At 65.7% G+C, this 19,350-nt stretch carries 21 protein-coding genes and 1 tRNA gene; 14 read left to right on the top strand and 8 right to left on the bottom strand.

What is annotated here, in order from left to right; genetic code table 11:
- Positions 1–19 precede the first annotated feature (19 nt).
- A complete protein-coding gene (gene lgt, locus AB4Z37_RS02605; RefSeq protein WP_441515106.1) occupies positions 20–847 on the bottom strand; it encodes a prolipoprotein diacylglyceryl transferase in 828 nt (275 codons plus the stop codon).
- Between the two features lie 10 nt (positions 848–857).
- The gene (locus AB4Z37_RS02600) at positions 858–1,610 is read right to left on the bottom strand and encodes a dienelactone hydrolase family protein (RefSeq protein WP_441515105.1); all 753 of its coding nucleotides are present in this window, start codon (positions 1,608–1,610) and stop codon (positions 858–860) included.
- Between the two features lie 211 nt (positions 1,611–1,821).
- Here AB4Z37_RS02600 and AB4Z37_RS02595 point away from each other — a divergent pair, with 211 nt between their 5' ends.
- Positions 1,822–2,085 carry an accessory factor UbiK family protein gene (locus AB4Z37_RS02595; protein WP_441515104.1) on the top strand — a complete coding sequence of 88 codons (264 nt, stop codon included), beginning with the start codon at positions 1,822–1,824 and terminating at the stop codon, positions 2,083–2,085.
- 413 nt (positions 2,086–2,498) lie between these two features.
- On the opposite strand, the gene AB4Z37_RS02590 is transcribed toward AB4Z37_RS02595, so the two are convergent.
- Positions 2,499–3,626, bottom strand: a complete 1,128-nt coding sequence (locus AB4Z37_RS02590; protein WP_441515103.1) for a Bug family tripartite tricarboxylate transporter substrate binding protein — start codon at positions 3,624–3,626, stop codon at positions 2,499–2,501.
- 327 nt (positions 3,627–3,953) lie between these two features.
- Here AB4Z37_RS02590 and AB4Z37_RS02585 point away from each other — a divergent pair, with 327 nt between their 5' ends.
- From AB4Z37_RS02585 to ychF, 3 genes are read left to right on the top strand one after another with little or no spacing between them, the layout of a single operon-like run.
- Entirely contained in the window at positions 3,954–4,670 is a 717-nt protein-coding gene (locus AB4Z37_RS02585) for a 50S ribosomal protein L25/general stress protein Ctc (RefSeq protein WP_441515102.1), read from the top strand.
- 15 nt (positions 4,671–4,685) lie between these two features.
- Positions 4,686–5,309: an aminoacyl-tRNA hydrolase gene (gene pth / locus AB4Z37_RS02580; protein ID WP_441515101.1), complete on the top strand. Its 624-nt coding sequence runs from the start codon at positions 4,686–4,688 to the stop codon at positions 5,307–5,309.
- A gap of 18 nt (positions 5,310–5,327) precedes the next feature.
- The gene (gene ychF / locus AB4Z37_RS02575) at positions 5,328–6,425 is read left to right on the top strand and encodes a redox-regulated ATPase YchF (protein ID WP_441515100.1); all 1,098 of its coding nucleotides are present in this window, start codon (positions 5,328–5,330) and stop codon (positions 6,423–6,425) included.
- A 69-nt stretch (positions 6,426–6,494) separates the two neighbouring features.
- Here ychF and AB4Z37_RS02570 read toward each other — a convergent pair whose 3' ends face one another.
- Complete coding sequence (locus AB4Z37_RS02570; protein ID WP_441515099.1) at positions 6,495–6,788, bottom strand: DUF4282 domain-containing protein; 294 nt, start codon at positions 6,786–6,788, stop codon at positions 6,495–6,497.
- A 227-nt stretch (positions 6,789–7,015) separates the two neighbouring features.
- Here AB4Z37_RS02570 and AB4Z37_RS02565 point away from each other — a divergent pair, with 227 nt between their 5' ends.
- The 4 genes from AB4Z37_RS02565 to AB4Z37_RS02550 all read left to right on the top strand — a co-directional run bounded on the left by AB4Z37_RS02565 (position 7,016) and on the right by AB4Z37_RS02550 (position 9,364).
- Positions 7,016–7,474 carry a MaoC family dehydratase gene (locus AB4Z37_RS02565; RefSeq protein ID WP_441515245.1) on the top strand — a complete coding sequence of 153 codons (459 nt, stop codon included), beginning with the start codon at positions 7,016–7,018 and terminating at the stop codon, positions 7,472–7,474.
- Positions 7,475–7,483: 9 nt separating this feature from the next.
- Positions 7,484–7,960 (top strand): MaoC family dehydratase, encoded by a 477-nt coding sequence (locus AB4Z37_RS02560; protein ID WP_441515098.1) that lies wholly within the window; start codon positions 7,484–7,486, stop codon positions 7,958–7,960.
- Positions 7,961–8,112: 152 nt separating this feature from the next.
- Positions 8,113–8,262, top strand: a complete 150-nt coding sequence (locus AB4Z37_RS02555; RefSeq protein WP_441515256.1) for a hypothetical protein — start codon at positions 8,113–8,115, stop codon at positions 8,260–8,262.
- 109 nt (positions 8,263–8,371) lie between these two features.
- On the top strand, positions 8,372–9,364 hold the full coding sequence (locus AB4Z37_RS02550; protein WP_441515097.1) for an alginate lyase family protein: 993 nt from the start codon (positions 8,372–8,374) through the stop codon (positions 9,362–9,364).
- A 126-nt stretch (positions 9,365–9,490) separates the two neighbouring features.
- On the opposite strand, the gene AB4Z37_RS02545 is transcribed toward AB4Z37_RS02550, so the two are convergent.
- From AB4Z37_RS02545 to AB4Z37_RS02530, 4 genes are all read right to left on the bottom strand, one after another.
- Positions 9,491–9,628 carry a hypothetical protein gene (locus tag AB4Z37_RS02545; protein ID WP_441515096.1) on the bottom strand — a complete coding sequence of 46 codons (138 nt, stop codon included), beginning with the start codon at positions 9,626–9,628 and terminating at the stop codon, positions 9,491–9,493.
- Positions 9,629–9,960: 332 nt separating this feature from the next.
- Positions 9,961–10,374, bottom strand: coding sequence for a hypothetical protein (locus AB4Z37_RS02540; protein WP_441515244.1), 414 nt, complete (start codon positions 10,372–10,374; stop codon positions 9,961–9,963).
- Positions 10,375–10,535: 161 nt separating this feature from the next.
- Entirely contained in the window at positions 10,536–11,477 is a 942-nt protein-coding gene (locus AB4Z37_RS02535) for a hypothetical protein (RefSeq protein WP_441515095.1), read from the bottom strand.
- 172 nt (positions 11,478–11,649) lie between these two features.
- Positions 11,650–15,222, bottom strand: coding sequence for a PAS domain-containing protein (locus tag AB4Z37_RS02530; RefSeq protein WP_441515094.1), 3,573 nt, complete (start codon positions 15,220–15,222; stop codon positions 11,650–11,652).
- A 344-nt stretch (positions 15,223–15,566) separates the two neighbouring features.
- On the opposite strand from AB4Z37_RS02530, the gene AB4Z37_RS02525 reads away from it, so the two are divergent.
- From AB4Z37_RS02525 to AB4Z37_RS02500, 6 genes are all read left to right on the top strand, one after another.
- A complete protein-coding gene (locus AB4Z37_RS02525) occupies positions 15,567–15,941 on the top strand; it encodes a phasin family protein (RefSeq protein ID WP_441515093.1) in 375 nt (124 codons plus the stop codon).
- Between the two features lie 171 nt (positions 15,942–16,112).
- Complete coding sequence (locus AB4Z37_RS02520; protein ID WP_441515092.1) at positions 16,113–16,550, top strand: phasin; 438 nt, start codon at positions 16,113–16,115, stop codon at positions 16,548–16,550.
- 173 nt (positions 16,551–16,723) lie between these two features.
- Positions 16,724–16,800: transfer RNA gene (locus AB4Z37_RS02515), tRNA-His, on the top strand.
- Between the two features lie 208 nt (positions 16,801–17,008).
- A complete protein-coding gene (locus AB4Z37_RS02510) occupies positions 17,009–17,818 on the top strand; it encodes an RDD family protein (protein WP_441515091.1) in 810 nt (269 codons plus the stop codon).
- Between the two features lie 134 nt (positions 17,819–17,952).
- Positions 17,953–18,309 (top strand): hypothetical protein, encoded by a 357-nt coding sequence (locus AB4Z37_RS02505; protein WP_441515090.1) that lies wholly within the window; start codon positions 17,953–17,955, stop codon positions 18,307–18,309.
- Between the two features lie 307 nt (positions 18,310–18,616).
- Positions 18,617–19,297 carry an AAA family ATPase gene (locus AB4Z37_RS02500; protein ID WP_441515089.1) on the top strand — a complete coding sequence of 227 codons (681 nt, stop codon included), beginning with the start codon at positions 18,617–18,619 and terminating at the stop codon, positions 19,295–19,297.
- Positions 19,298–19,350 lie beyond the last annotated feature (53 nt).

Genomic DNA, 19,350 nt, shown 5'->3' with positions numbered 1-19,350 from the left:
CGGCCTTGGTCAGCCGTGTTCAACCCTGGGGAGCAATCAGCGGCTTACGGCGCCATGCCACCACAAGGAAGGCGATCCCTGCAAGAATCATCGGCACCGACAGCAGCATACCCATGGTCAGGCCGCCCCACAAAAAGCCGAGCTGGCGGTCGGGCTCACGGAAGCATTCGCCGGTGATGCGGAAGATGCCATAAAGTGTCGCGAAGGCGCCAATGATCAGGCCTGGGCGCTTGAGCGCGCCGCCGCGCACCAGCAGCGCCAGCACCGCGAACAGCACGATACCCTCCAGCGCGGCCTCGTAGAGCTGGCTAGGGTGGCGTGGATCCGGGCCGCCGGTCGGGAAAACCATCGCCCAGGACACGTCCTTCGCGACGCGGCCCCACAGCTCGCCATTGATGAAGTTAGCGATGCGGCCGAGGAACAGCCCGATCGGTCCCACCGCACAGGTGATGTCGCCGAGCGACAGCACTGAAATGCCCCGCCGGCGTCCGAACAGCAGCACCGCGGCGACGCAGCCGAGGAAGCCGCCATGGAACGACATGCCGCCCTTCCACAGCTCGATGATCTCGGCCGGGTGCTGGATGAAATAGTCGAGGTTGTAGAACAGAACGTAGCCGGTGCGGCCGCCGAGAATGATGCCGAACGTCACCCACAGGATGAAGTCGTCCATATCGAGCAGGGTGATCGGCGAGGTGCCGCCCCACAGCCGCCCGTTGCGAATGATGGCACGGGCATACATCCAGCCGAGTACGATGCCGCCGATATAGGCAAGCGCGTACCAGCGGACGGCGAACGGTCCGAAACTGACCGCGATCGGATCGAAGACCGGAAAAGCGAGGGCGAACATCGGTGCTGGTTTATGGCGTCAGCCGCCGCCGGTAAAGCGCGAACAGGCGCTCCCAGTGGCGTTCGGCGGCTTGCTTGTTGAAAGCGGCCCGCTGCGGGAAAGCGAAGCCATGCTCGACGCCGGGATAGAGCTCGACCTCGGCGTCGAGGCCGGCCTCCTTGAGGGCGGTCCGCAGCGGTGCCACCGTCTCCAGCGGCACGTAATGGTCGATCTCCGCACAGGCGATGTAGAACTCCGCCTTGGCCTGCCGCGCGGCGAGATGCGGGCTGTCGGGGTGGTCGGTCAGCAGGTGGGTGCCGTAGATCGAGGCTGCGGCCGCGACGCGGTCCGGGTAGCGCGCGGCGGCGCTGATGGCGTAGCGGCCGCTCATGCAGTAGCCGAGGGTTCCGAGCGGTCCCCGTGCCGCGGCGGCATCGCCGTCGACGAACGCCAGCAGTGCCTCGGTGTCCGCCATTACCTTGGGAATGTCGATCGAAGCCATCAGCGCGAACACGCGATCGAAATGGCGCTTGCGCTCGGGGGAGGCCGGGTCCTGCGGGATCGGGCCGAGTTCCAGCACGTCCGATCGATAGTACAGGTTCGGCAGCACCACATAGTAGCCGACGGCCGCCAGGCGCCGCGCCATGTCGCGCAGTTCCTCGCGGATGCCGGGGGCATCCATGTAGAACAGCAGCACCGGATGTGGGCCGTCGCGCTCGGGGTGGGCGATGAAGGTGGCGATCCGGCCGTCCTGCGACGGAATGTCGATCTGGCGCTCGATCATGAAATTGAAGCTTCGGCTGGATGGTCCAAGGAAAGGCGAATCACAGCTTAGCAGCCGCCGCCGTGCGAAAGTGTGACCGTGGCCGGCATGCTGGCGCATGCCCCGCTGCGATCCGGAAAATCCGACTTGAAGTGCGCCGTCTTCATCGCCATTTTGCCGCCTGGATGCAGCCGCCTGCTGCGCCGGACGCCAGCCTCAGGGAGACTTCGCGATGACCCAGACCACCAACCGGTTCTTTGACGAGATGGCCCGGCTGATGAACGACGCCGCCGGCGCCGCGCAGGGGGTCAAGCGCGAGGTCGAGGGCGCGTTCCGGCATCAGGCCGAGCGGATCCTGCGCGATCTTGATCTGGTCAAGCGTGAGGAGTTCGAGGCGGTGAAGGAAATGGCCCGTCTCGCCCGCGAAGAGAACGAGGCTTTGAAGGCGCGCCTCGAGAAACTGGAAAAGAAGGCGGGCCCGCTGGCGGAGACCTGATACGCGCGCGATGCGCAAGCCGCATGTGCCGCCGGCCGGAGCGCCAGCCAGCAAGACACGCGCTGGCAAAACGCCCGTCAGCAAGGCGCCTGCCCGAAAGGCGGCCGCAGCAGTGTCGGCGAACGGCAAAGCGTCGGCTGGCAAGACAGTTGGGTCCATTGTGAAGCGCAAGCCAGCTGGGCGGGCCGGGATGCTTCGCGATCTTCCGATTTTGGCTTTCGAGAGCCCGCGTGCGTGGGAGGCGTGGCTAAAAGCGCAGCCTGCCGCTGCGCCCGGCGTCTGGCTCAAGCTGGCGAAGAAGTCGGCGGGGACGCCCAGCGTGACCCGCCCGGAGGCGATCGACGGCGCCCTCTGCCACGGCTGGATCGACGGTCAGCTCGATGTCTACGATGCCGACTGGTGGTTGATCCGCTTCACCCCGCGCAGGTCCGGTAGCAAGTGGTCGCAGAAGAACCGCGACCGGGCGATCGAGCTGATCGCGGAAAAGCGCATGGCCGCGGCAGGGCTGCGTGAGATCGAGCGAGCCAAGGCGGACGGCCGTTGGGATGGCGCCTATGCGCCGCAGAAGACCGCAGGCGTTCCTGACGATCTCGCCGCGGCGCTGATGCAGAACCGGAAAGCCAAGGCGCTGTTCGGCGATCTGGACAGCGCCAATCGTTACGCCGTGCGGCGATGATCTTCTGACGGTTGTCCGGATCGTTGACCGCCCTGAGATAGGCCTCGCGGAATTTGGCGATGATGTCCGGGGCGGTTTTTATCGGTGCCGAGAAGCCCTGCCAGGCCCAGGCCTCGTAGCCGGGAATGTCGGCGGCGACCGGTGGCACACCGGGCAGGCCGTAGAATTCCTTCGGCGAGCACACCGCGATCGCCTTCAGCCCCTTGAGGTTGAGCTGGCCGCGGGCGGTGGCGAAGTCGATGAACATCATGCCGATCTGGCCGCTGGCGAGATCCTGCAGCGCGGGGCCCGCGCCCTTGTAGGGCACATGGTTGATCTTGATGCCGGCGCCTTGCGCGAACAGCTCGGCGGCGAGGTGGAACGGCGAGCCGACGCCGGCGCTGGCATAGTCGATGGCACCCGGGGCCTTCCGGGCGGTCTCGATGAGCTCCTTGACCGAGCCGACATTGAGCTTGTCGGTGTTGACCATCAGCACCAGCGCGAAGCGCCCGGTCAGCGTCACCGGCGCGAGATCCTTGTGCGCGTCGTAGGCGAGCTTCTGGTACAGCGAGCGGTTGGAGGCGTAGGTCGAGGTGTCGCCGAGCAGGAAGGTGTAGCCATCGGCTTCGGCCTTGGCGGCGGCTTCGGCGCCGATGTTGGTGCCGGCGCCCGGGCGGTTCTCGACCACGATCTGCTGGCCAAGGGTGGCGCTCATGGCCGTGCCGGCGAGGCGCGCGAAGAAGTCGGTGCCGCCGCCGGCGGCATAGGGCACGATCAGGCGCACGGGCCGCGTCGGCCAGGCGGCATCGGCATGTCCGCGTCCGGCGAAGGTGGCGGCAAGGCCCGCCGTGGCAGCGGTGGTCAGGAAGTGGCGTCGGCTGAACATCTTGAAGTCCTCCCGGGATGGTTGTGCGGATGGCTGGTTGCGTGGTGAGCCACCTTCTTGGAATAGTTGCACGTGCATCTAATAACCTCCCTTGCCCGATGGCAATGGGCGGCGTGTCCGAGCCAGAAAATCCCCGGCATTCCTTGTGTTTTCGCCCCTTTGGGGCTATGACGGCCGCGGTCTGCCACCCCCGCACCCCTGGAGGCTTGTGGCAGGCGTTTCACGAGGCCGCGGTGCGGCCTTTAACTTTATGAAAATGAACGTGTTTTTGACGCTGCGGGCTGCTTCCGCGCGTCCGGGGCATGTTCGCAACAAGGACTGACAACAATGGCGACCGTCAAGGAATTGAAGGCGACCGCGCGTCCGAAGGCCGGCAAGGGGGCCGCCCGCGCAGAACGCCGTGCTGGCCGCGTGCCGGCAGTGATCTATGGTGACAATCAGGCCCCGCTGACCATCTCGCTCGACGACAAGGCGCTGCGTCAGAACATCTTCGCCGGCCACTTCCTCACCACGATCTTCAACATCGATCTCGAGGGCAAGAAGCACCGTGTGATTCCGCGCGACTACGCGCTCGATCCGGTGAAGGACTTCCCGATCCATGTCGACTTCCTGCGCCTCGGCGAAGGCGCGACCATCCGCGTCAGCGTTCCGCTGCACGTGGTGGGCGCGGAAGCCTCGCCCGGCGTCAAGCGCGGCGGCACCGTCAACATCGTCAACCACACCGTCGAGCTGGAAGCGGAAGTCGATCACATTCCGCAGTTCATCGAGGTTGACGTCAGCAAGCTCGAGATCAACAACTCGGTGCACCTCAGCGAAGTCGTGCTGCCGAAGGGCGTGAAGGTCGTGTCGCGCGATGACCAGACCCTGGTCACCGTCGTGCCGCCGTCGGGCTACAACGAGGAGAGCAAGCCGGCCGGTGACGCGGCTGCGCCTGCTGCCGGTGCCGCGGCGCCCGCGGCGGCGGCTGCCGCTGCCAAGGCTCCTGCGGCCAAGGCTCCCGCTGCTGCCAAGGCCCCCGCGGCCGGCGGCGACAAGAAGAAGTAACCAGCAACCCGCGCCATGCGCCTGTTCGTCGGACTGGGCAATCCCGGCTCGAAGTACGAGCGCAACCGGCACAATATCGGGTTCATGGCTGTCGATGCGATTGCGCGGCGTCACGGTTTCTCACCGTGGCGCCGCCGCTTTCAGGGGGAGACCTCGGAAGGCACGCTCGACGGCGAGCGTGTCGTGCTGCTGAAGCCGACGACGTACATGAACGAATCCGGCCGCGCCGTCGGCGAGGCCGCGCATTTCTTCAAGATCGGCCTCGGCGACATCTCCGTCTTTCACGACGAACTCGAGCTGCCGCCGGGCAAGGTCCGCCTCAAGGTCGGGGGCGGCATCGCCGGCCACAACGGTCTGCGGTCGATCTCGGCTCATGTCGGCAACGACTATCGCCGCATCCGCCTTGGCATCGGTCATCCCGGCGTGAAGGAACGGGTGCATGGTCATGTGCTCGGCGATTTCGCCAAGTCGGACCAGCCGTGGGTCGAGGCGCTGTGCGAGGCCGTCGCCGACCATGCGGGGCTGATCGCCGGGGGGCGCGACTCCTCGTTCCAGAACAAGGTGCATCTGGCGATGGAAGCGAAGGGCTTCGGCGCCAACGGTGACAACGGCAACGGCAACGGCGGCGCGACGCCGTAACAGCATTCAGGACACGCTATGGGATTCAAATGCGGAATCGTCGGTCTGCCCAATGTCGGCAAATCGACGCTGTTCAACGCGCTGACCGAGACGGCCTCGGCGCAGGCCGCCAACTATCCGTTCTGCACCATCGAGCCGAATGTCGGCGCCGTGGCGGTGCCGGATCAGCGGCTCGACAAGCTGGCCGGGATTGCCAAGTCCGGCCAGATCATTCCGACCCAGCTCACCTTCGTCGATATCGCAGGGTTGGTGCGCGGCGCCTCGAAGGGCGAGGGCCTCGGCAATCAGTTCCTTGCCAACATCCGTGAGGTCGATGCGGTGGCGCATGTGGTGCGCTGCTTCGAGGACGACGACATCACCCATGTCGAAGGCAAGATCGCGCCGCTCGCCGACATCGAGACCATCGAGACCGAGCTGATGCTCGCCGACCTCGACAGCCTCGAGAAGCGTGTCGACAACCTCAGCAAGAAGGCCAAGGGTGGCGACAAGGACTCCAAGGAGATGCTGGATCTCGTGCAGCGGGCGCTCGTCCTGCTGCGCGACGGCAAGCCGGCACGCCTCCTGGAGCGCAAGCCCGAGGAAGAGCGCGTGTTCCGCATGCTCGGCCTGCTGTCGTCGAAGCCCGTGCTCTATGTCTGCAACGTCGAGGAGAGCTCGGCCCACAGCGGCAACTCGTTCTCCGCGGCCGTCGCCGAGTTCGCCAAGAAGGAAGGCGCGGTCGCGGTGGTTATTTCGGCCAAGATCGAATCCGAGATCGCGACGCTGTCGCGCGAGGAGCGCGAGGAGTTCCTCGCCACGCTGGAGCTGGAAGAGCCCGGGCTCGACCGCCTGATCCGCGCCGGGTATCAGCTGCTTGACCTGATCACCTATTTCACGGTCGGTCCGAAGGAGGCCCGCGCCTGGACCATCACGCGCGGCACCAAGGCGCCGGCGGCCGCCGGCGTCATCCATACCGATTTCGAGAAGGGCTTCATCCGCGCCGAGACCATCGCCTTCGACGACTATGTTGCGTTCAGCGGTGAGGCCGGTGCGCGCGATGCCGGCAAGCTGCGGCTGGAAGGCAAGGAATACGTCGTCGCCGACGGCGACGTCATGCACTTCCGCTTCAATAACTGAGGCGGATGGGCCTTGAGGCCGACGCGGCCGGATCTTGCCGATCCCGCCGCGTCGTGCCGGACAACTGGCTTAGTGGTGCTGGCCCTGGTCGCGGATCGCGCCGAGGTGCTCGTTGATGCGGAACACGATCAGGATGAACTCGGCGCCGATGCGCGCGGAGATCAGCCCGACGATGATGCCCGCCAGACTGAGCAGGATGCTGATGAAACCGCCGAACGGGGTGACCGCCATCAGCGCAAGGCCGGAGAAGATGCCCGACAGGCCGCCCAATCCGATCAGGATGATGACAAGCCAGTAGAACGACTTGATGATCGTCGGCGTGATGAACCGATCCCACTGGAACAAGTCGCGAAATTCGAACATCGGCAATCTCCCTGCAATCACGTCACGTTCGGCATGGCCGCGTGGACGGGGGTCCCGTTCGCCACACCGACCCGTCGGCGGAGCGGGCGCTCCACGGGCATCGGCGGCACGGCTTAGCCTCCACGCGTTCACGCGGCAAGATCGCAACCCGGCCGTGCGGACCGGATGGCTTGAGATTGCCGCCAATAACGGCCACAATCAGGCTATGCAAGATGTCATCCCCATCCATGACGCTGTCTTTTGAAGATTTTGAACCCGGTCATTTCGGGACTTTCGGCCCGCGCCATGTGACGCGGGAAGAAATCATCGCTTTTGCGGCCGAGTTCGATCCGCAGCCCATGCATCTCGACGAAGAGGCGGCGAAGCATTCGATGCTGCGCGGCCTGTCGGCGTCGGGCTGGCATCTGTGCTCGCTGATGATGCGGATGATCTGCGACGGCTTTTTGCTCCGGTCCACGTCGCTGGGCGGTCCCGGCATCGACGAGCTGAAATGGCTCGCGCCGCTGCGACCGGGGGACGACATCACCCTCGATGTCCATGTGCTGGAGACGCGGGTGTCACGCAACCGGCCGGAGCTTGGCATCGTGACGCTCAGGGTCGAAATCCACAACGCTTCCGGGCAAAAGCTGCTGGAAGGACGATGGCCGGCGATGTTTCGCCGGCGCGACGCCGCGCCGGCGGCGTGAGGAACGCTCATGCCCTATCTTGACGACATGGAAGTCGGCGCGCGCAGCGAGCTGGGCTCGTTCACCTTCACCGCGGAGCTGATCAAGGCGTTCGCGCGCCAGTTCGATCCGCAGCCGTTTCATCTCGATGAGGAGGCGGGGCGCAAGTCGCTGTTCGGCGGCCTTGCCGCCTCCGGCTGGCATGTGGCGTCGGTCGGCATGAAGCTGCTGGTCACCAAGCGCCGCGGGGAGATCGAGGAGGCGGCAGCGCGCGGCGTGGTCGAGCCGCCGTCCGGTCCGTCGCCCGGTTTCCGCGATCTGAAATGGCACAAGCCGGTGCTGGCCGGCGACACCCTGACCTACAGCTCGGAGATCACCTCGCTGCGGGCGTCCGGGTCGAAGCCCGAGTGGGGCATTCTGGAAGCCCGCAACAGCGCCACCAACCAGCGGGGTGAGCTGGCGTTCTCCTTCACCGCGATCGGCTTCATCCCGCGCCGGATAAGTTGATCTCGCCGGCTGTGGAAAACCTCTTGCGTGGATGGGGCATTTTTTGCCTATCTCCCGCCGGGTAAACGCCTCGTTAAGACTTTCGTCAGAATGTGGCCGCAGCATCATTTTGAACCTGTTGCGGCGACCGCCCGACCAAACTGCACGCACTGATGGGGACCACCATGGCCGACCGGGCCGGACTGAAAATCGTCGGCTTCATCTTCGCCACGGTGACCCTGGCGGTGATGTTCACCACCGTTCAGGTGGTCAAGGGGCAGGCTGACGGCCGCTATCAGCTCGAGGATGAGGCGTCACGCTAAGCACACGCCGGGCCGTTATCCTCTCGATCTCCAGACATCTGTGGCGTTGCGTTGCCGCACCGGGATGGTACCGGTGCGTTGGGAGAGCCACGACATTCGGATATCGAGGATGATGAGTATCGTGCCGTCACGACGCCCAAGCCCGGTGTGCTCACTGATCCTGGGGGCGCTTGGCATGCTGCTGCTCATATCCACGGCGCCTGCCTGTGAGGTGCCGCCGCCGCTCGCTTCCGTTGATGTCCCCGGCTTTTACGATGATCCGGAAGGTTATGGCCGGGCGATCGCGCCGCTCCATGCGTTCATCGATCGGGTGAACAAGGCGTCCGATGCTGGCGATGTGTCCTGTCTGGCGGATCTGCTTGGCCAATGGGCGCACGCCGACGCGCTGATGGCGCCGCTTCGTGGCTATCAAGGCTATTATGAGCGGTCCTGGGCGGGCACCGATTTTGCGCTGGTGTTGCTGAGGATTCGGCGGGCAGGCCGTCCAATGCCGGCGGCGATGCCCGAGATCGTGCCATGGCTGGTGCGGATCGCGGCCGCGACGCGCGACGCCGACGCCATCAATCATCTGCACAACAATCTCGTCTACTGGGCCGGTCTGAACCTCGCGGCGATCGGCACGCTGGCCGATCGGCCGGACCTGGTGGATGCCGGCATCGCGCGGGCGCGCGAGGGCATCCGTGACATCCAGCCCGATGGCACGCTCGCGCGCGAACTCAAACGCGGCGAGCGCGCGCTGCACTATCACAACTTCGCGCTGATCCCGCTGGTGTTCACCGCGGAGCTGGCTCGTGCCCGGGGTGTCGATCTCTATGCCGAGAACAATGGCGCGCTACGGCGGCTCGCTGATCTGGTGATCCGCGCGGTGATCGACCCGAACAGTTTTTCGGCCTATCTGCCGACGCCGCAAAAGCTGTTTCCCTGGACCTTCACCAGTGACCTGGCCTGGCTGGAGCCTTATCAGACCCATGTCCATGATCCGCAGTTGCTTGCACTGATGGCGCCGCGGCGGCCCTTCATCAATCTGCGGCTCGGCGGTGACGTCACCGCCGCTTGGGCGAAGCCTCCGCTGGCGGCTGCAGCGCCGCCGCCGCGACGCTAGAGCACGTTCGCTCCTGGTGAAAGCGCGAATGCGCTCTCATTTTTCGTTTTGACGCGTTGCCTTCACGCGAACCCAAGCCCATCCCGAATCAAGTCCGGGAGCATGCCTCGCTCGAAAGCGCTGGAGCTAACGGCTCCAGGCCAATGCCAGCAGCACGACGGCGACGGCCAGCAGCGCGACGAAACGCAGAAAGATTCGGCCCATGCGGTGCTGTGATGGCGGGGCGGGAATCGGGTCGGAATTGTTCGGGCGAATAATCTTCACGAAATGATCCCCGGTTGTCCCCGCCGCGCCAGCGGTGCCGCTGCACGGTGGCGGACAGAGGCCCGCGCACAACTGCTGGTATTGTCGCGTGTCGGCCGCAAATGCGCGGCAACGGCCGTTGGTCGCGGCCGGGTGGGCGCAGGTTCAAGGTGTGATGGGGATGCGCGCAGCCGTGCGGCGGATCTGCCACACCATGCTTCGCTTGGAGGCCGTGCGGCCGTTGCGAAGCCATGTCAGGTCCGCCACACGGGATGACCCGGAACGAAGCCGCCGCCTTTCGTTCGAAAGGCGGCGGGGTCGAATGCACGGGCCCTCGGGCGAGGCCGCCCAGATCAGAGCTGGCGCACGTTTTCCGCGGCGCGCTTCCACTGAGCGACGTTGTCGGCGATCATGCGGGTCGACTTCATCGCGGCCTGGCTGAGCTGGGCATAGCCGGCGATTTCCCGCTGCACGCGCTGACCTTCGCTGTGCAGGAGGTCGCGGAGCGCCTCGAGCTCGCCGATCAGGTTCTCGATTTCTGTCAAGGACGTCCCTGCGACGCGCTGGATCAGCGAGTTGACATTGCTGACGGTGGCTTCGGCGGAGGCATCCAGAGGCACGTCGCTGGCGGCACCACCAGCGGGCCGGCGCAGATAGGCGATGTCGTTGCGCACGAAGTCCCGAATTCCGGCCTCGACCTCCGTGACGGCGGCCAGATTGGCGTCGTCCTCGGGTGTTTCGGGCTTCTCTGGTCGAATGGCATTCATCGGCTTTTCCCTGTTTCGCATGGAGCGAGCGCGGACTGTCCCCCGCACGACGAAAGTTACGGCGCCATCAGTCCAGCCGATTTTGGCCATAGCGCGGCCAATCTGCGGCGTGTCCCCGGCAATCCTTCGGAATGAATCGGAGGCGGTTGTAGCCGAATCTTTTACCAGTTGCTCTTGAAACCTGCAGTCAGGCTTTTATTCAGGCTGCCGGTGGCGGTTTCACTGACCTGCCCCGACAGGCTGACGCCGCCGAATAGCTTCTGCTCGGCGCCTACCCGCCCGAGCCACCTGTCGTCGTTGGCGGAGAACGACTGGCCAGCGACGAAGCTCGTGCCGGTCTCGGCGATATTCAGTTTCGCGGCGTGGTCGACCTCGTAACTGCGTGCTGCGCGGCGCGCCACCGGTGCGAAGGATTGTTCGATGACGTGATAGCCCCCCTCAAGGGTGAGCGAATAGGCATCACCGTTCAACGGCACCGACTTGCTGATGGATGTGCCGACCTTGCTCTGGTCCTGAAGCGGGTCGACGCGGGCCTCGATGGCCGTCTTGTCCCAGACCGGTCCGAGGCCGGGGGCCGTCATCGATGCCCAGGCCGTGCCTGAAGATTGTGACAGCCGTGGATCTGTGGAGAGCTTTTCCGGGAGCGGCGCGAGCGTATAGGGGCCGCCGGCCACGTTCATGTCGGCCCCGACGCGGGTATCCCAGAACGGTGTCACGGCCTGCTTCACCGTCAGGGAAGAAAAACCTTCCGGCTTGCTGTCGCGGGACCACGCTGACGGACTGGCGTCGACGTTACGGACATTGGCACGCTGCGTCGGTCGGCGCCCGAGTTCGGACGCTGAGGGCTGGTTGGAATTCAGCGCGCTCCAGTCGACGCTTGCTGCATCGGGCAGCGCGGTGGCCTCGATGTCTGCGGTGGCACTGGCCTTGTCGGGACCGATCGCGGGGGCATCGGCTGCCGGCGCGGCCTTCTCGATGAACGCCCAGGGATTCTCAGCCGCGGCCGCCGGTGCGGCCATCGCCAGCACGCCAAGCGCGAGTGACGCAAACGGCCACCCGATCCACGACCGATGGCGGTGAAAGAAGGAGAGTGTCACGGACATCGAATGTCATTCACCACGGGCGCTCACGACGGGTCCGATCGCCAGATCGGACGGTCAACAGCAGCGCCAACACACGCATCTTTGTTCCAATGGTCTGTGGTGCAATTGTGGCGTGTCCTGCGGACGGAATTATGACGCGTGGATAACGTTCCACCGTCGGCTGCCGCGGCGCTCAAACCGCGCGGGCAGCTTTCGGTGAGAACGCGACCTCGACCAGTGTCCCGGCCTGCGGGGTCGCCTTGATCTGGAATTGGCCGCGATTGGCTTCCACCAGCGCCTTGGTGAGCGACAGGTTGATGCCGGCATTGTCCTGGGCGAGCTGCTCGCCGGCGGATGACCGTGACGGATCACCGGCAGCGTCGGTTTCAGGATGATTGAGACCGCGACCGGTATCGCGAATCCGCAGCACCACGTCGCCGAGATCAGTGAGCGCGGTCGAGACGATGACCTGGCCGCCGGCGCGGGCGACATGGATCGAGTTGCCGACCAGGTTCAGCACGATCTGGCGCAGGGCGCCGGCGTCGGCCGTCACCGGCGGCAGCGCATGGGCGAGCGACGTGCGGATGATGATGCGTTCGCGATTGGCCTGCGGCTGCATGATCGTCACGCATTTTTCGACCATGTCGTTGAGATCCTGCCGCGCGAATGTGAGGTCGAGCTTGCCGGTTTCGGCGCGAGACAGATCGAGCATGTCGTTGATGATGGTCAGCACGCGCTCGCCGGCGGCGCGGATGTCCTTGAGATAGGCGGCATAGCGCTCGTTGCCGAGCGCGCCGAAACGTTCCTCGACCATCACATCGGTGAAGCCGATGATCGCATTGAGCGGGGTGCGAACCTCGTGGCTGATGCGAGCCAGAATGTCCGCGCGGGCGTGCGCGGCACGATCGGGCTGCGGCGTGTCCGCCGTTGTCGCGCCGGGCGCTTGCGGTGCTGCCTCGCGGCGGCCGATGGCAAAGAAGCGGTCGCCATGCGCGGTGCTGCGGCCGAGCGTCAGGCGCAGCGGCACGACGTCGCCGCCATGCGTGCGCCCCTTGGCGCTGGCGCTGATGCGGCCGGTCGGGCCCGCGTGGCCGACCTCCGCGATGGCCTTGCGGATCGTGTCGTGATCGGCCGGAGCGAACAGGTCGGTGAGATGGCAGCGCACGATGTCGCGGTCGCCGTATCCGAACATGGTTTCGGCGCCACGGTTGCAGGTGACGATGTCGCCGGCGGCGTCGAAGATCAGGATGCCGTCGTCAGTGGCGTCGAGGATGGTCCCGAGCTCTTCCTCCACCGAGGTCGCGGGGGCGAGGGGAGGTGGCGCAGCCGGCGCGGCCGCTGGTGGCTGCGATCCCAGCGACGTCACCGCGGCAAAGATCAGCGCATGGGCATCTTCGCCGTCCCAGACGATGCGGTGCAGCCGCGCATCGGTTGGCGCACCGTGGCCCCCTGGGGCGGCGATCGTCACCGGCGTGCCGTCTTCGCTGGAGCTGTTGCCGCCGGAGCCGTGGGGTTCGACATACAGCGCGTCGAGGCCGCCGGCAGCCGTCAGCGCCGGCAGGTCGCTGTAACCGACACCCGCCAGGAAGGTCTTGTTGGCATACAGCAGCCGGTCGAGGCGGTAGATCAGGATGCCGACCGGCATGCGATTATAAAGCAGCGTGTCGCGCCGGGCATCGCCTTGCGGCAGAGCTTCGTTCGGGGCGGTTTCGATCATGGCGGCCAACGGCGCAGGGTCATCCAGCGTCGGCGGCTCCGGAGCGATCGGCGGCGCCGCATGCGCTTCGTCACGGGCATCGAGTTCGCGCCGTTCGGATTCCAGCCGTGCGGCGAGCTGGCGCGCCAGTTCGTTGAAGGCGTTGTTCTCGACCGGGGTCAGCGTCGGGGTTTTCAGATCGCTCGCCGGCCGGAACGGCACGACGTTCTGGGGAGTGTCCACGGGCTTGTTCGTTTCCGTTGCGGGCGCCGCCGAGGCAACGCCATGAGACGAGGGAGGAGGCGTGTCGCCAGCGCGCAGGGGCGTGTCGATGTCCAGGGGGGCTTGCGGCTCGCTGGGCGGCGGTGGGCGCAGCGGTTGCGCCGGCAGCAGGGTGTCGTGTCGTCGCAGCTCCGCGAGTTTGGCGAGCGCGTCGAGATCGCGGCAGACACCGAAGCCGCGATAGCCGAGAAACTGTCTTGCCTGATCGTAGACGGGCAGCCCCGACAGCTCGACAGGGAGACGGGTGCCATGGCCGTCGGCGGGCCAGTCGACGACGATCCCGCTCCAGGTGTCGCGGGTGGCGACGGCGGCGGCGACGCGGCCGTCCGGATCGAGCCCGAAGGCGGCGACGATGTCGGGCCAGGGCCGCCCGAAGGCCGTGGTCGTGCGCGGTCCGATCAGGCGGGAGAACTCGTCGGAGCCGAGTGCGAAGCGCCCCTCCGCGTCCATCTGCCACATGAAGCGCAGCGGGTGCCGGCGCGGCACGAGTGGCGGGGGGAATTCAGGTGCGGGGGCGAGGCCGGCGTCCTGAGGTCGCAAGGGCTGTGCAGCCGCGTCGAGCGGTGCGTCTTGCGGGATGTCTTGCGGGATGTTTTGGGGCGGATTGACAGGAGATGCCGCCATCGTCGCCGTCGGCGTTGCGGTGGGCGGCTGTTCGGGTGCTGCTGCGGCCGGCTCGGTTGCGGAGGGGATTGGCGCCGGGATGGCCTCCGCGATGTTGGGCTGCGCAGATGTTTCGATCTCGGCAGGGAGCGGCGCAGCCGGTTCGTCGTTGGGCCGCGCATGCATGTCGGCGGCGGCCGCGGGCGATGCGTGATCGGGCGCCGCCGGCTCGACAGCTGTCGTGGCCGTGATGGCGACATCGGCCGCCGCATGACCGGTCATGTCAGGCAGCGGTGTCGGCTCCGGCATCGCGGGCGCGGGTTCGTGGCTCAGGATCACAGCGCTCGGATGGACCTGATCGATCGTCGGCTCCGCATCCGGCTGTGGAGGCGGCGCGCGCGGCACTGGTGCGATCGGTGCGGCATCGTGCACCGCAGGCGCGGCCTCCGGCTGAGGAGCGGTCGGTTCGGCGGCTTGTTCGACAGCCGGCTCGGCGACGGCTGGCTCCTCAGTCACCGGCGGTGTGATGATCGCGATCACCGCGAGATCGGCGCCCTGGCCGACGCGATTCAGAACGACATCACCTGCCGCTGTCGTCGTTTCGGTGTGGCCGATACGCAAGGCGTCGTGAATGTTCGGCTCGAGCCCGAGCGATGCGGGGCCGGCGGCGGCCATGGGCGTGGTGGCGAGCAGCGCCGTTGCCGCAGCATTGGCGACCGCAGGCAGCCCGTCGGGTGTGAAGGCCACGACCGCAGCATCGATGTCGTCGACAAGGCCCAGCAGCCGGGCCTGGTAGGGCAGCGTGCGGCCGACCGGGTCGAGTGCCACCACCAGCACGCCGATGCCGCCGCCGGTGAACACCAGCCGCGTGCAGGCGCAGGTGAGAAGCTGTCCCAGCGACATGCCGAAGCCCCGCAGGCGTTCCAGGCGAACGGCGCCGTTGAGAGGCAGGCGCCCCGCCATCCGCGCGACCTGACGGCGGTGCTGGTCCGCCGGTCCGAAGGTGCGCCTGGCGAGCATGGTGCTGTTGTGGACGCCGAAAACCGCGGCGCCGGCCGGATTGGCCCAAAGGATGCGCGTTCCGTCGTTCGCCCAGAGCCAGGCCGGCCGACCGCTGGTCGCGTGAACCGCAAGCTGCGGGTCGCGGATACCCCGGACCTGAAATTCGGCTTCATTGATCGGCATGATCGATCGAATGGTCTCCGGTGGCTGTGGTCGCCCGCATGCTGGCCGTCGATGCCGGCGGCCATAAGGTAAACAGCCTTAATAAAACCTTTAGTAAAGGGCTGCCGCCCCGAGGTCCATGTCCGGGCCCCTGCCTATACCCGCAAACCTCAGATATCCTTAATTGTTATGGTCTTCGGCGCGGTTATCGGGGGCTGCGTCGAGATTGCGGGCGGTTGCAAAAAACATCCGAACGGTCACGATGTCGGCTGTGGGCGGAGCAATCCGGTGTCGGTTGTGTCCATTGGGCGCGCCCGCGACAACAGCAAAGAGCGCCGCGATCGGCGACAGCAGGGAGGCAGGCGATGGAGCAGAACAACCGGTTCGAGATTCCGAAGGAGCTGCGCACCATGGCGGAGGCGAGTTTCGACCAGGCCCGCAAGGCGTTCGAGGGCTTCCTGAGCTCCGCGCAGCAGGCGGTCAGCTCGTTCGAGGGCCAGGGTGAGGCGGTGCGTGCCAGCGCCAAGGACGTCAGTGTCAAGGCCATCACCTTCGCGGAGAAGAACATTGCGGCGTCGCTCGACTATGCCGAGCACCTGCTCAAGGCCAAGGACATGACCGAGGTCATGAAGCTGCACAGCGAATACGTCCAGGCCCAGATGCGGGCGCTGGCCGAGCAGGCGAGCGAGATCGGCCAGGCCGTCACCAAGGCGGCGCTGGATGTCGCCAAGCCGAAGTAAAGCTGAGGCCGCGGCGTCCGGGCCGGGCGCGTCCGGCAATGTTGCAATGCACAAAATGATGCGGTAGTCTGTTGAGATTGCAGGTCGGCGACGCCCTGCAATCGATCCTTGCGGATGGCCTGCCGCCACTGGTTGGGTTCCGCTTCCCCAAACCCGCCGAAGGATGCTGGCATGGCTCGCGATTCTGATCCGTTCTCGTTTTCCCCCACTTCGCTGACCGACTTCCCGGAGAGCATGCGCGCGTTTGCCGAAAAGGGCTTTGCCCAGGCGCGCGACGGCTATCAGAAGCTGAAGGAAGCTGCAGAAGCCAACAATGGCGCCATCGAGGCCGCCTATCAGTCGGCGACGCGCGGGGCGAGCGACTACGCCACCAAACTGCTGGAGATCGCCAAGACCAATACGGACGAGGCGTTCGGCTTTGCCCAGGCGCTGCTCGGCTCGAAATCGGTGACCGACGCGTTTGGCCTCATGAATAGCCACGCCCACAGGCAGTTCGAGCTGCTCACGGCCCAGTCGAAGGACCTTGTCGAGCTTAGCCAGAAGGTGGCAAGCGAAGCGGTCGAGCCGATCAAGAGCAGCGCCGCTAAGGCCTTCAAGACCGGCCTCTGAGGCTGGACCTGAGCCGGGGCGCTCACGCGCGCCCCGCGCGATACAAGAACGTTGTCCAAAGCGACCCGATGGCCTTGCCAAAGGGCCGCGATGCTCATAGTTTCCGGCCCGTTCGAGGGCCGTCGTCCGGGCCATGCGCTGGACCGGACAGAACGCCCCCCGTCATCGGGAATGCAGTTGTAGCTCAGTTGGTTAGAGCGCCTGTCTGTGGAACAGGAGGTCGGTGGTTCGAGCCCACCCAACTGTACCAGATGGCTTGACCATTTCCCCTCCACATCTTTCGGTTGACTGATCGCTCGGCCCCGCGATTTCCTAGCCCCGGGGCATGAGGGTCTCGTCGTGCGTGTGCGGACCAGCGCGCGGAGTGTCTTCGCGCCTTCGGAATGAGCGTGCCGCTGTCTCGCGGGCCGGTTGCGCCCTGCGTGGCTGCCCGGGGTACGTACGCATGGGGGAACCGGATGAGCGAGCTTTGGTACTATATCGACCCGAACGGCACGACGGCCGGGCCGGTGGGCTTCGCCGACCTGGTCAACGTGCTGCGGACCAATGGCACGGGATTGAACACCCTGGTCTGGATCGACGGAATGGGCGCCTGGGAGAAAGCCGCCGACAACCCGACCGTCGTCGAACGGCTGCGGTCGCGCCGCTCAGCAGTGCCGCCACCGCCGCCGCGCAGCCCGGGGGCAGCCCCTGCCGCACGCACCGATTCATCGCGGGCCGAGGCTTCATATGAACAGACGGCGGACACGCATCCGTGGCGGCGCTTTTTTGCCCGGTGCCTCGATGCGACGTTCGCGGCATATCTGATCGGGATCGTCGGCGCTGTTGTCTTCTTTTCGGCGGCGGCGGCCTTTTCGTTCTCTGCCTCGCCCCTGTTGCTCGCGATCCTGCTATTCCCGTTGCTGTTGCTCTTCGCCGTCCTCTTCCTGCTGGTCGAGGCTTTTTGCCTCAGCCGCTTTGGCACGACGCCGGGAAAGGCGCTGTATGGCATCTCGGTGAGAAGCCTGGAGGGCAGGCGCCTCACCTTCAAGCGCGCGTTGTGGCGAGCATTTGCTGTCCTGGTGAGAGGGCAGGGACTGTGGCTTCCGTTCGTCAGTCTGGTCACCGCCATCGTCGCCTACATCACATTGAAGCGCGATGGGCAGACGACCTGGGATCGTGACGGAGACATCGTCGTCCGTCACCGTCCTTTCAGCGTTCTGCGGATCGTCGTTCTGATCGTCATCTGGCTATCGGTCGTGGTCGTCTTTGTTGCCGGCTACACGTGATCGACAAGGCGACGATGTGGCACCGTGCAGCACTTGCGCATACGGCGACAAAGGAGCTGCGAGGATGGCGCATCCGCGATAGAATTCACGCGTGATCATCGACGCGATCGCCGCGTCTTCGAATGAGGATCGTCATGAAAAAGTCAGCGTTCGCCGTGCTCGCCATCGTGCTGCTTCCGCTCGCCGCTGCCGCCGCCGATCCCGCGGACGCGATCAAGGTGATCAAGCAGGTCTGGAAGAAGGGCGGGCACAACACCGCCGGGATCGCCGACATCACCATCGGCAACGACAATCCGTTCGCGGTGAAGGACATCAAGATCAAATGCGTGTTCACGACGCGCAGCACCGGCAAGGTGACCGAGATCCAGCAGACCATCGCCGGGCCGGTGAAGCCGAAGTCCGAGCACACCTTCAAGAAGGTGAGCTTCGGTTTCGTCGATACCCAGGGAGCGGACGGCGCCTGCGAGGTGCGCGGCGCCACCCAGATCTGACGGCCGGTTCTCGCGACATCGTGTCGTGCTTGGCTCGCGCCGACTGCGGGGCGTATCGGCGCTGCGCGTGAGGGGCAGGGCAGGCGAAAGCTCGGGACTCCAGCGGCGCTGCATCGGCAGCGGGGCGTATGGCCGTGTCCAGAATCCTTTTTTTTGCCACAATCTCGCATTGCGCTGCATGATGTGACTCAAATGTCGATGTTTTGCGCAAATCGGCGAACTCAAGACTTGCAATCAGAGTTTGCACTTTAACGAATCAAAATTTTGATTCATTTTTCGGCCCTGGGGTCAATCTGGAGGCCAAGCTATGAACGTCATTGTTTTTGCTTCGCGTAAGGGAGGCTCAGGCAAGAGTACTCTCGCCGCGCATCTTGCGGCCCATGTGCATAAGACATCGAAGCCCTGCCTGTTGATCGATGCCGATCCGCAGGGATCGCTCACCCTGTGGCAGAAGCTGCGCGGCACCAACGAGCCGCCGATCCGCACGGCCTCGCGCTCGGTCAGCGAGCTGGTGGCCGCGGCGAAGCGCAATGGCTTCGAATGGGTGTTCATCGACACGCCCCCGAACACCTCTGCGGTCGTCGAGGACGCCATCAGTTGCGCGACGATGGTCGTGATCCCGGCGCGTCCGGGCGTCTTCGACATCGACGCCGTGCAGGAGACGATTTCCACCTGCCGCTCGGCACGCAAGCCCTATGCCGTCGTGATCAATGGTGCGCCTGCGCTGCGCAACGATCAGGAAAGCCCGATCGTCACGCTCGCGCGCGAAGCGCTGTCCAAGTTCCGGGCTCCGGTGTGGAGCGGGCAGGTCACCAATCGCGCCGATCTGCTGCTGGCGCTGGCCCATGGCGAGGGCGCACGCGAATATAACGCCGAGGGGCGTGCGGCCACTGAGATCAACCGGTTGTGGTCTGCGATCGAGCGGTCGGTGAAGGCCATCCGCGGCATGGCGTCGAGTGCCGGCGCAATGCACAAGCAGGCGGCCTGACCCGCTTTCCCTCCCGCCGCAATTCGCCAGATAAAACGCGCGGGTCTCGCGCG

Origin of the sequence: Bradyrhizobium sp. 2TAF24, from assembly GCF_052115025.1 — a bacterium.
Classification (GTDB): Bacteria; Pseudomonadota; Alphaproteobacteria; order Rhizobiales; family Xanthobacteraceae; genus Bradyrhizobium_A.
Note: the sequence above shows the minus strand (reverse complement) of the source record. Positions and strands in the feature narration are given on the sequence as shown.

Coding starts and splice junctions, on each gene's coding strand:
- AB4Z37_RS02565 (WP_441515245.1), top strand. CDS start 7,016: ATGACGCTGTCTTTTGAAGATTTTGAACCCGGTCATTTCGGGACTTTC.
- AB4Z37_RS02595 (WP_441515104.1), top strand. CDS start 1,822: ATGACCCAGACCACCAACCGGTTCTTTGACGAGATGGCCCGGCTGATG.
- AB4Z37_RS02525 (WP_441515093.1), top strand. CDS start 15,567: ATGGAGCAGAACAACCGGTTCGAGATTCCGAAGGAGCTGCGCACCATG.
- AB4Z37_RS02590 (WP_441515103.1), bottom strand. CDS start 3,626: ATGTTCAGCCGACGCCACTTCCTGACCACCGCTGCCACGGCGGGCCTT.
- AB4Z37_RS02555 (WP_441515256.1), top strand. CDS start 8,113: ATGGGGACCACCATGGCCGACCGGGCCGGACTGAAAATCGTCGGCTTC.
- AB4Z37_RS02560 (WP_441515098.1), top strand. CDS start 7,484: ATGCCCTATCTTGACGACATGGAAGTCGGCGCGCGCAGCGAGCTGGGC.
- pth (WP_441515101.1), top strand. CDS start 4,686: ATGCGCCTGTTCGTCGGACTGGGCAATCCCGGCTCGAAGTACGAGCGC.
- AB4Z37_RS02505 (WP_441515090.1), top strand. CDS start 17,953: ATGAAAAAGTCAGCGTTCGCCGTGCTCGCCATCGTGCTGCTTCCGCTC.
- lgt (WP_441515106.1), bottom strand. CDS start 847: ATGTTCGCCCTCGCTTTTCCGGTCTTCGATCCGATCGCGGTCAGTTTC.
- AB4Z37_RS02530 (WP_441515094.1), bottom strand. CDS start 15,222: ATGCCGATCAATGAAGCCGAATTTCAGGTCCGGGGTATCCGCGACCCG.
- ychF (WP_441515100.1), top strand. CDS start 5,328: ATGGGATTCAAATGCGGAATCGTCGGTCTGCCCAATGTCGGCAAATCG.
- AB4Z37_RS02540 (WP_441515244.1), bottom strand. CDS start 10,374: ATGAATGCCATTCGACCAGAGAAGCCCGAAACACCCGAGGACGACGCC.
- AB4Z37_RS02570 (WP_441515099.1), bottom strand. CDS start 6,788: ATGTTCGAATTTCGCGACTTGTTCCAGTGGGATCGGTTCATCACGCCG.
- AB4Z37_RS02500 (WP_441515089.1), top strand. CDS start 18,617: ATGAACGTCATTGTTTTTGCTTCGCGTAAGGGAGGCTCAGGCAAGAGT.
- AB4Z37_RS02550 (WP_441515097.1), top strand. CDS start 8,372: ATGATGAGTATCGTGCCGTCACGACGCCCAAGCCCGGTGTGCTCACTG.
- AB4Z37_RS02600 (WP_441515105.1), bottom strand. CDS start 1,610: ATGATCGAGCGCCAGATCGACATTCCGTCGCAGGACGGCCGGATCGCC.
- AB4Z37_RS02510 (WP_441515091.1), top strand. CDS start 17,009: ATGAGCGAGCTTTGGTACTATATCGACCCGAACGGCACGACGGCCGGG.
- AB4Z37_RS02535 (WP_441515095.1), bottom strand. CDS start 11,477: ATGTCCGTGACACTCTCCTTCTTTCACCGCCATCGGTCGTGGATCGGG.
- AB4Z37_RS02520 (WP_441515092.1), top strand. CDS start 16,113: ATGGCTCGCGATTCTGATCCGTTCTCGTTTTCCCCCACTTCGCTGACC.
- AB4Z37_RS02585 (WP_441515102.1), top strand. CDS start 3,954: ATGGCGACCGTCAAGGAATTGAAGGCGACCGCGCGTCCGAAGGCCGGC.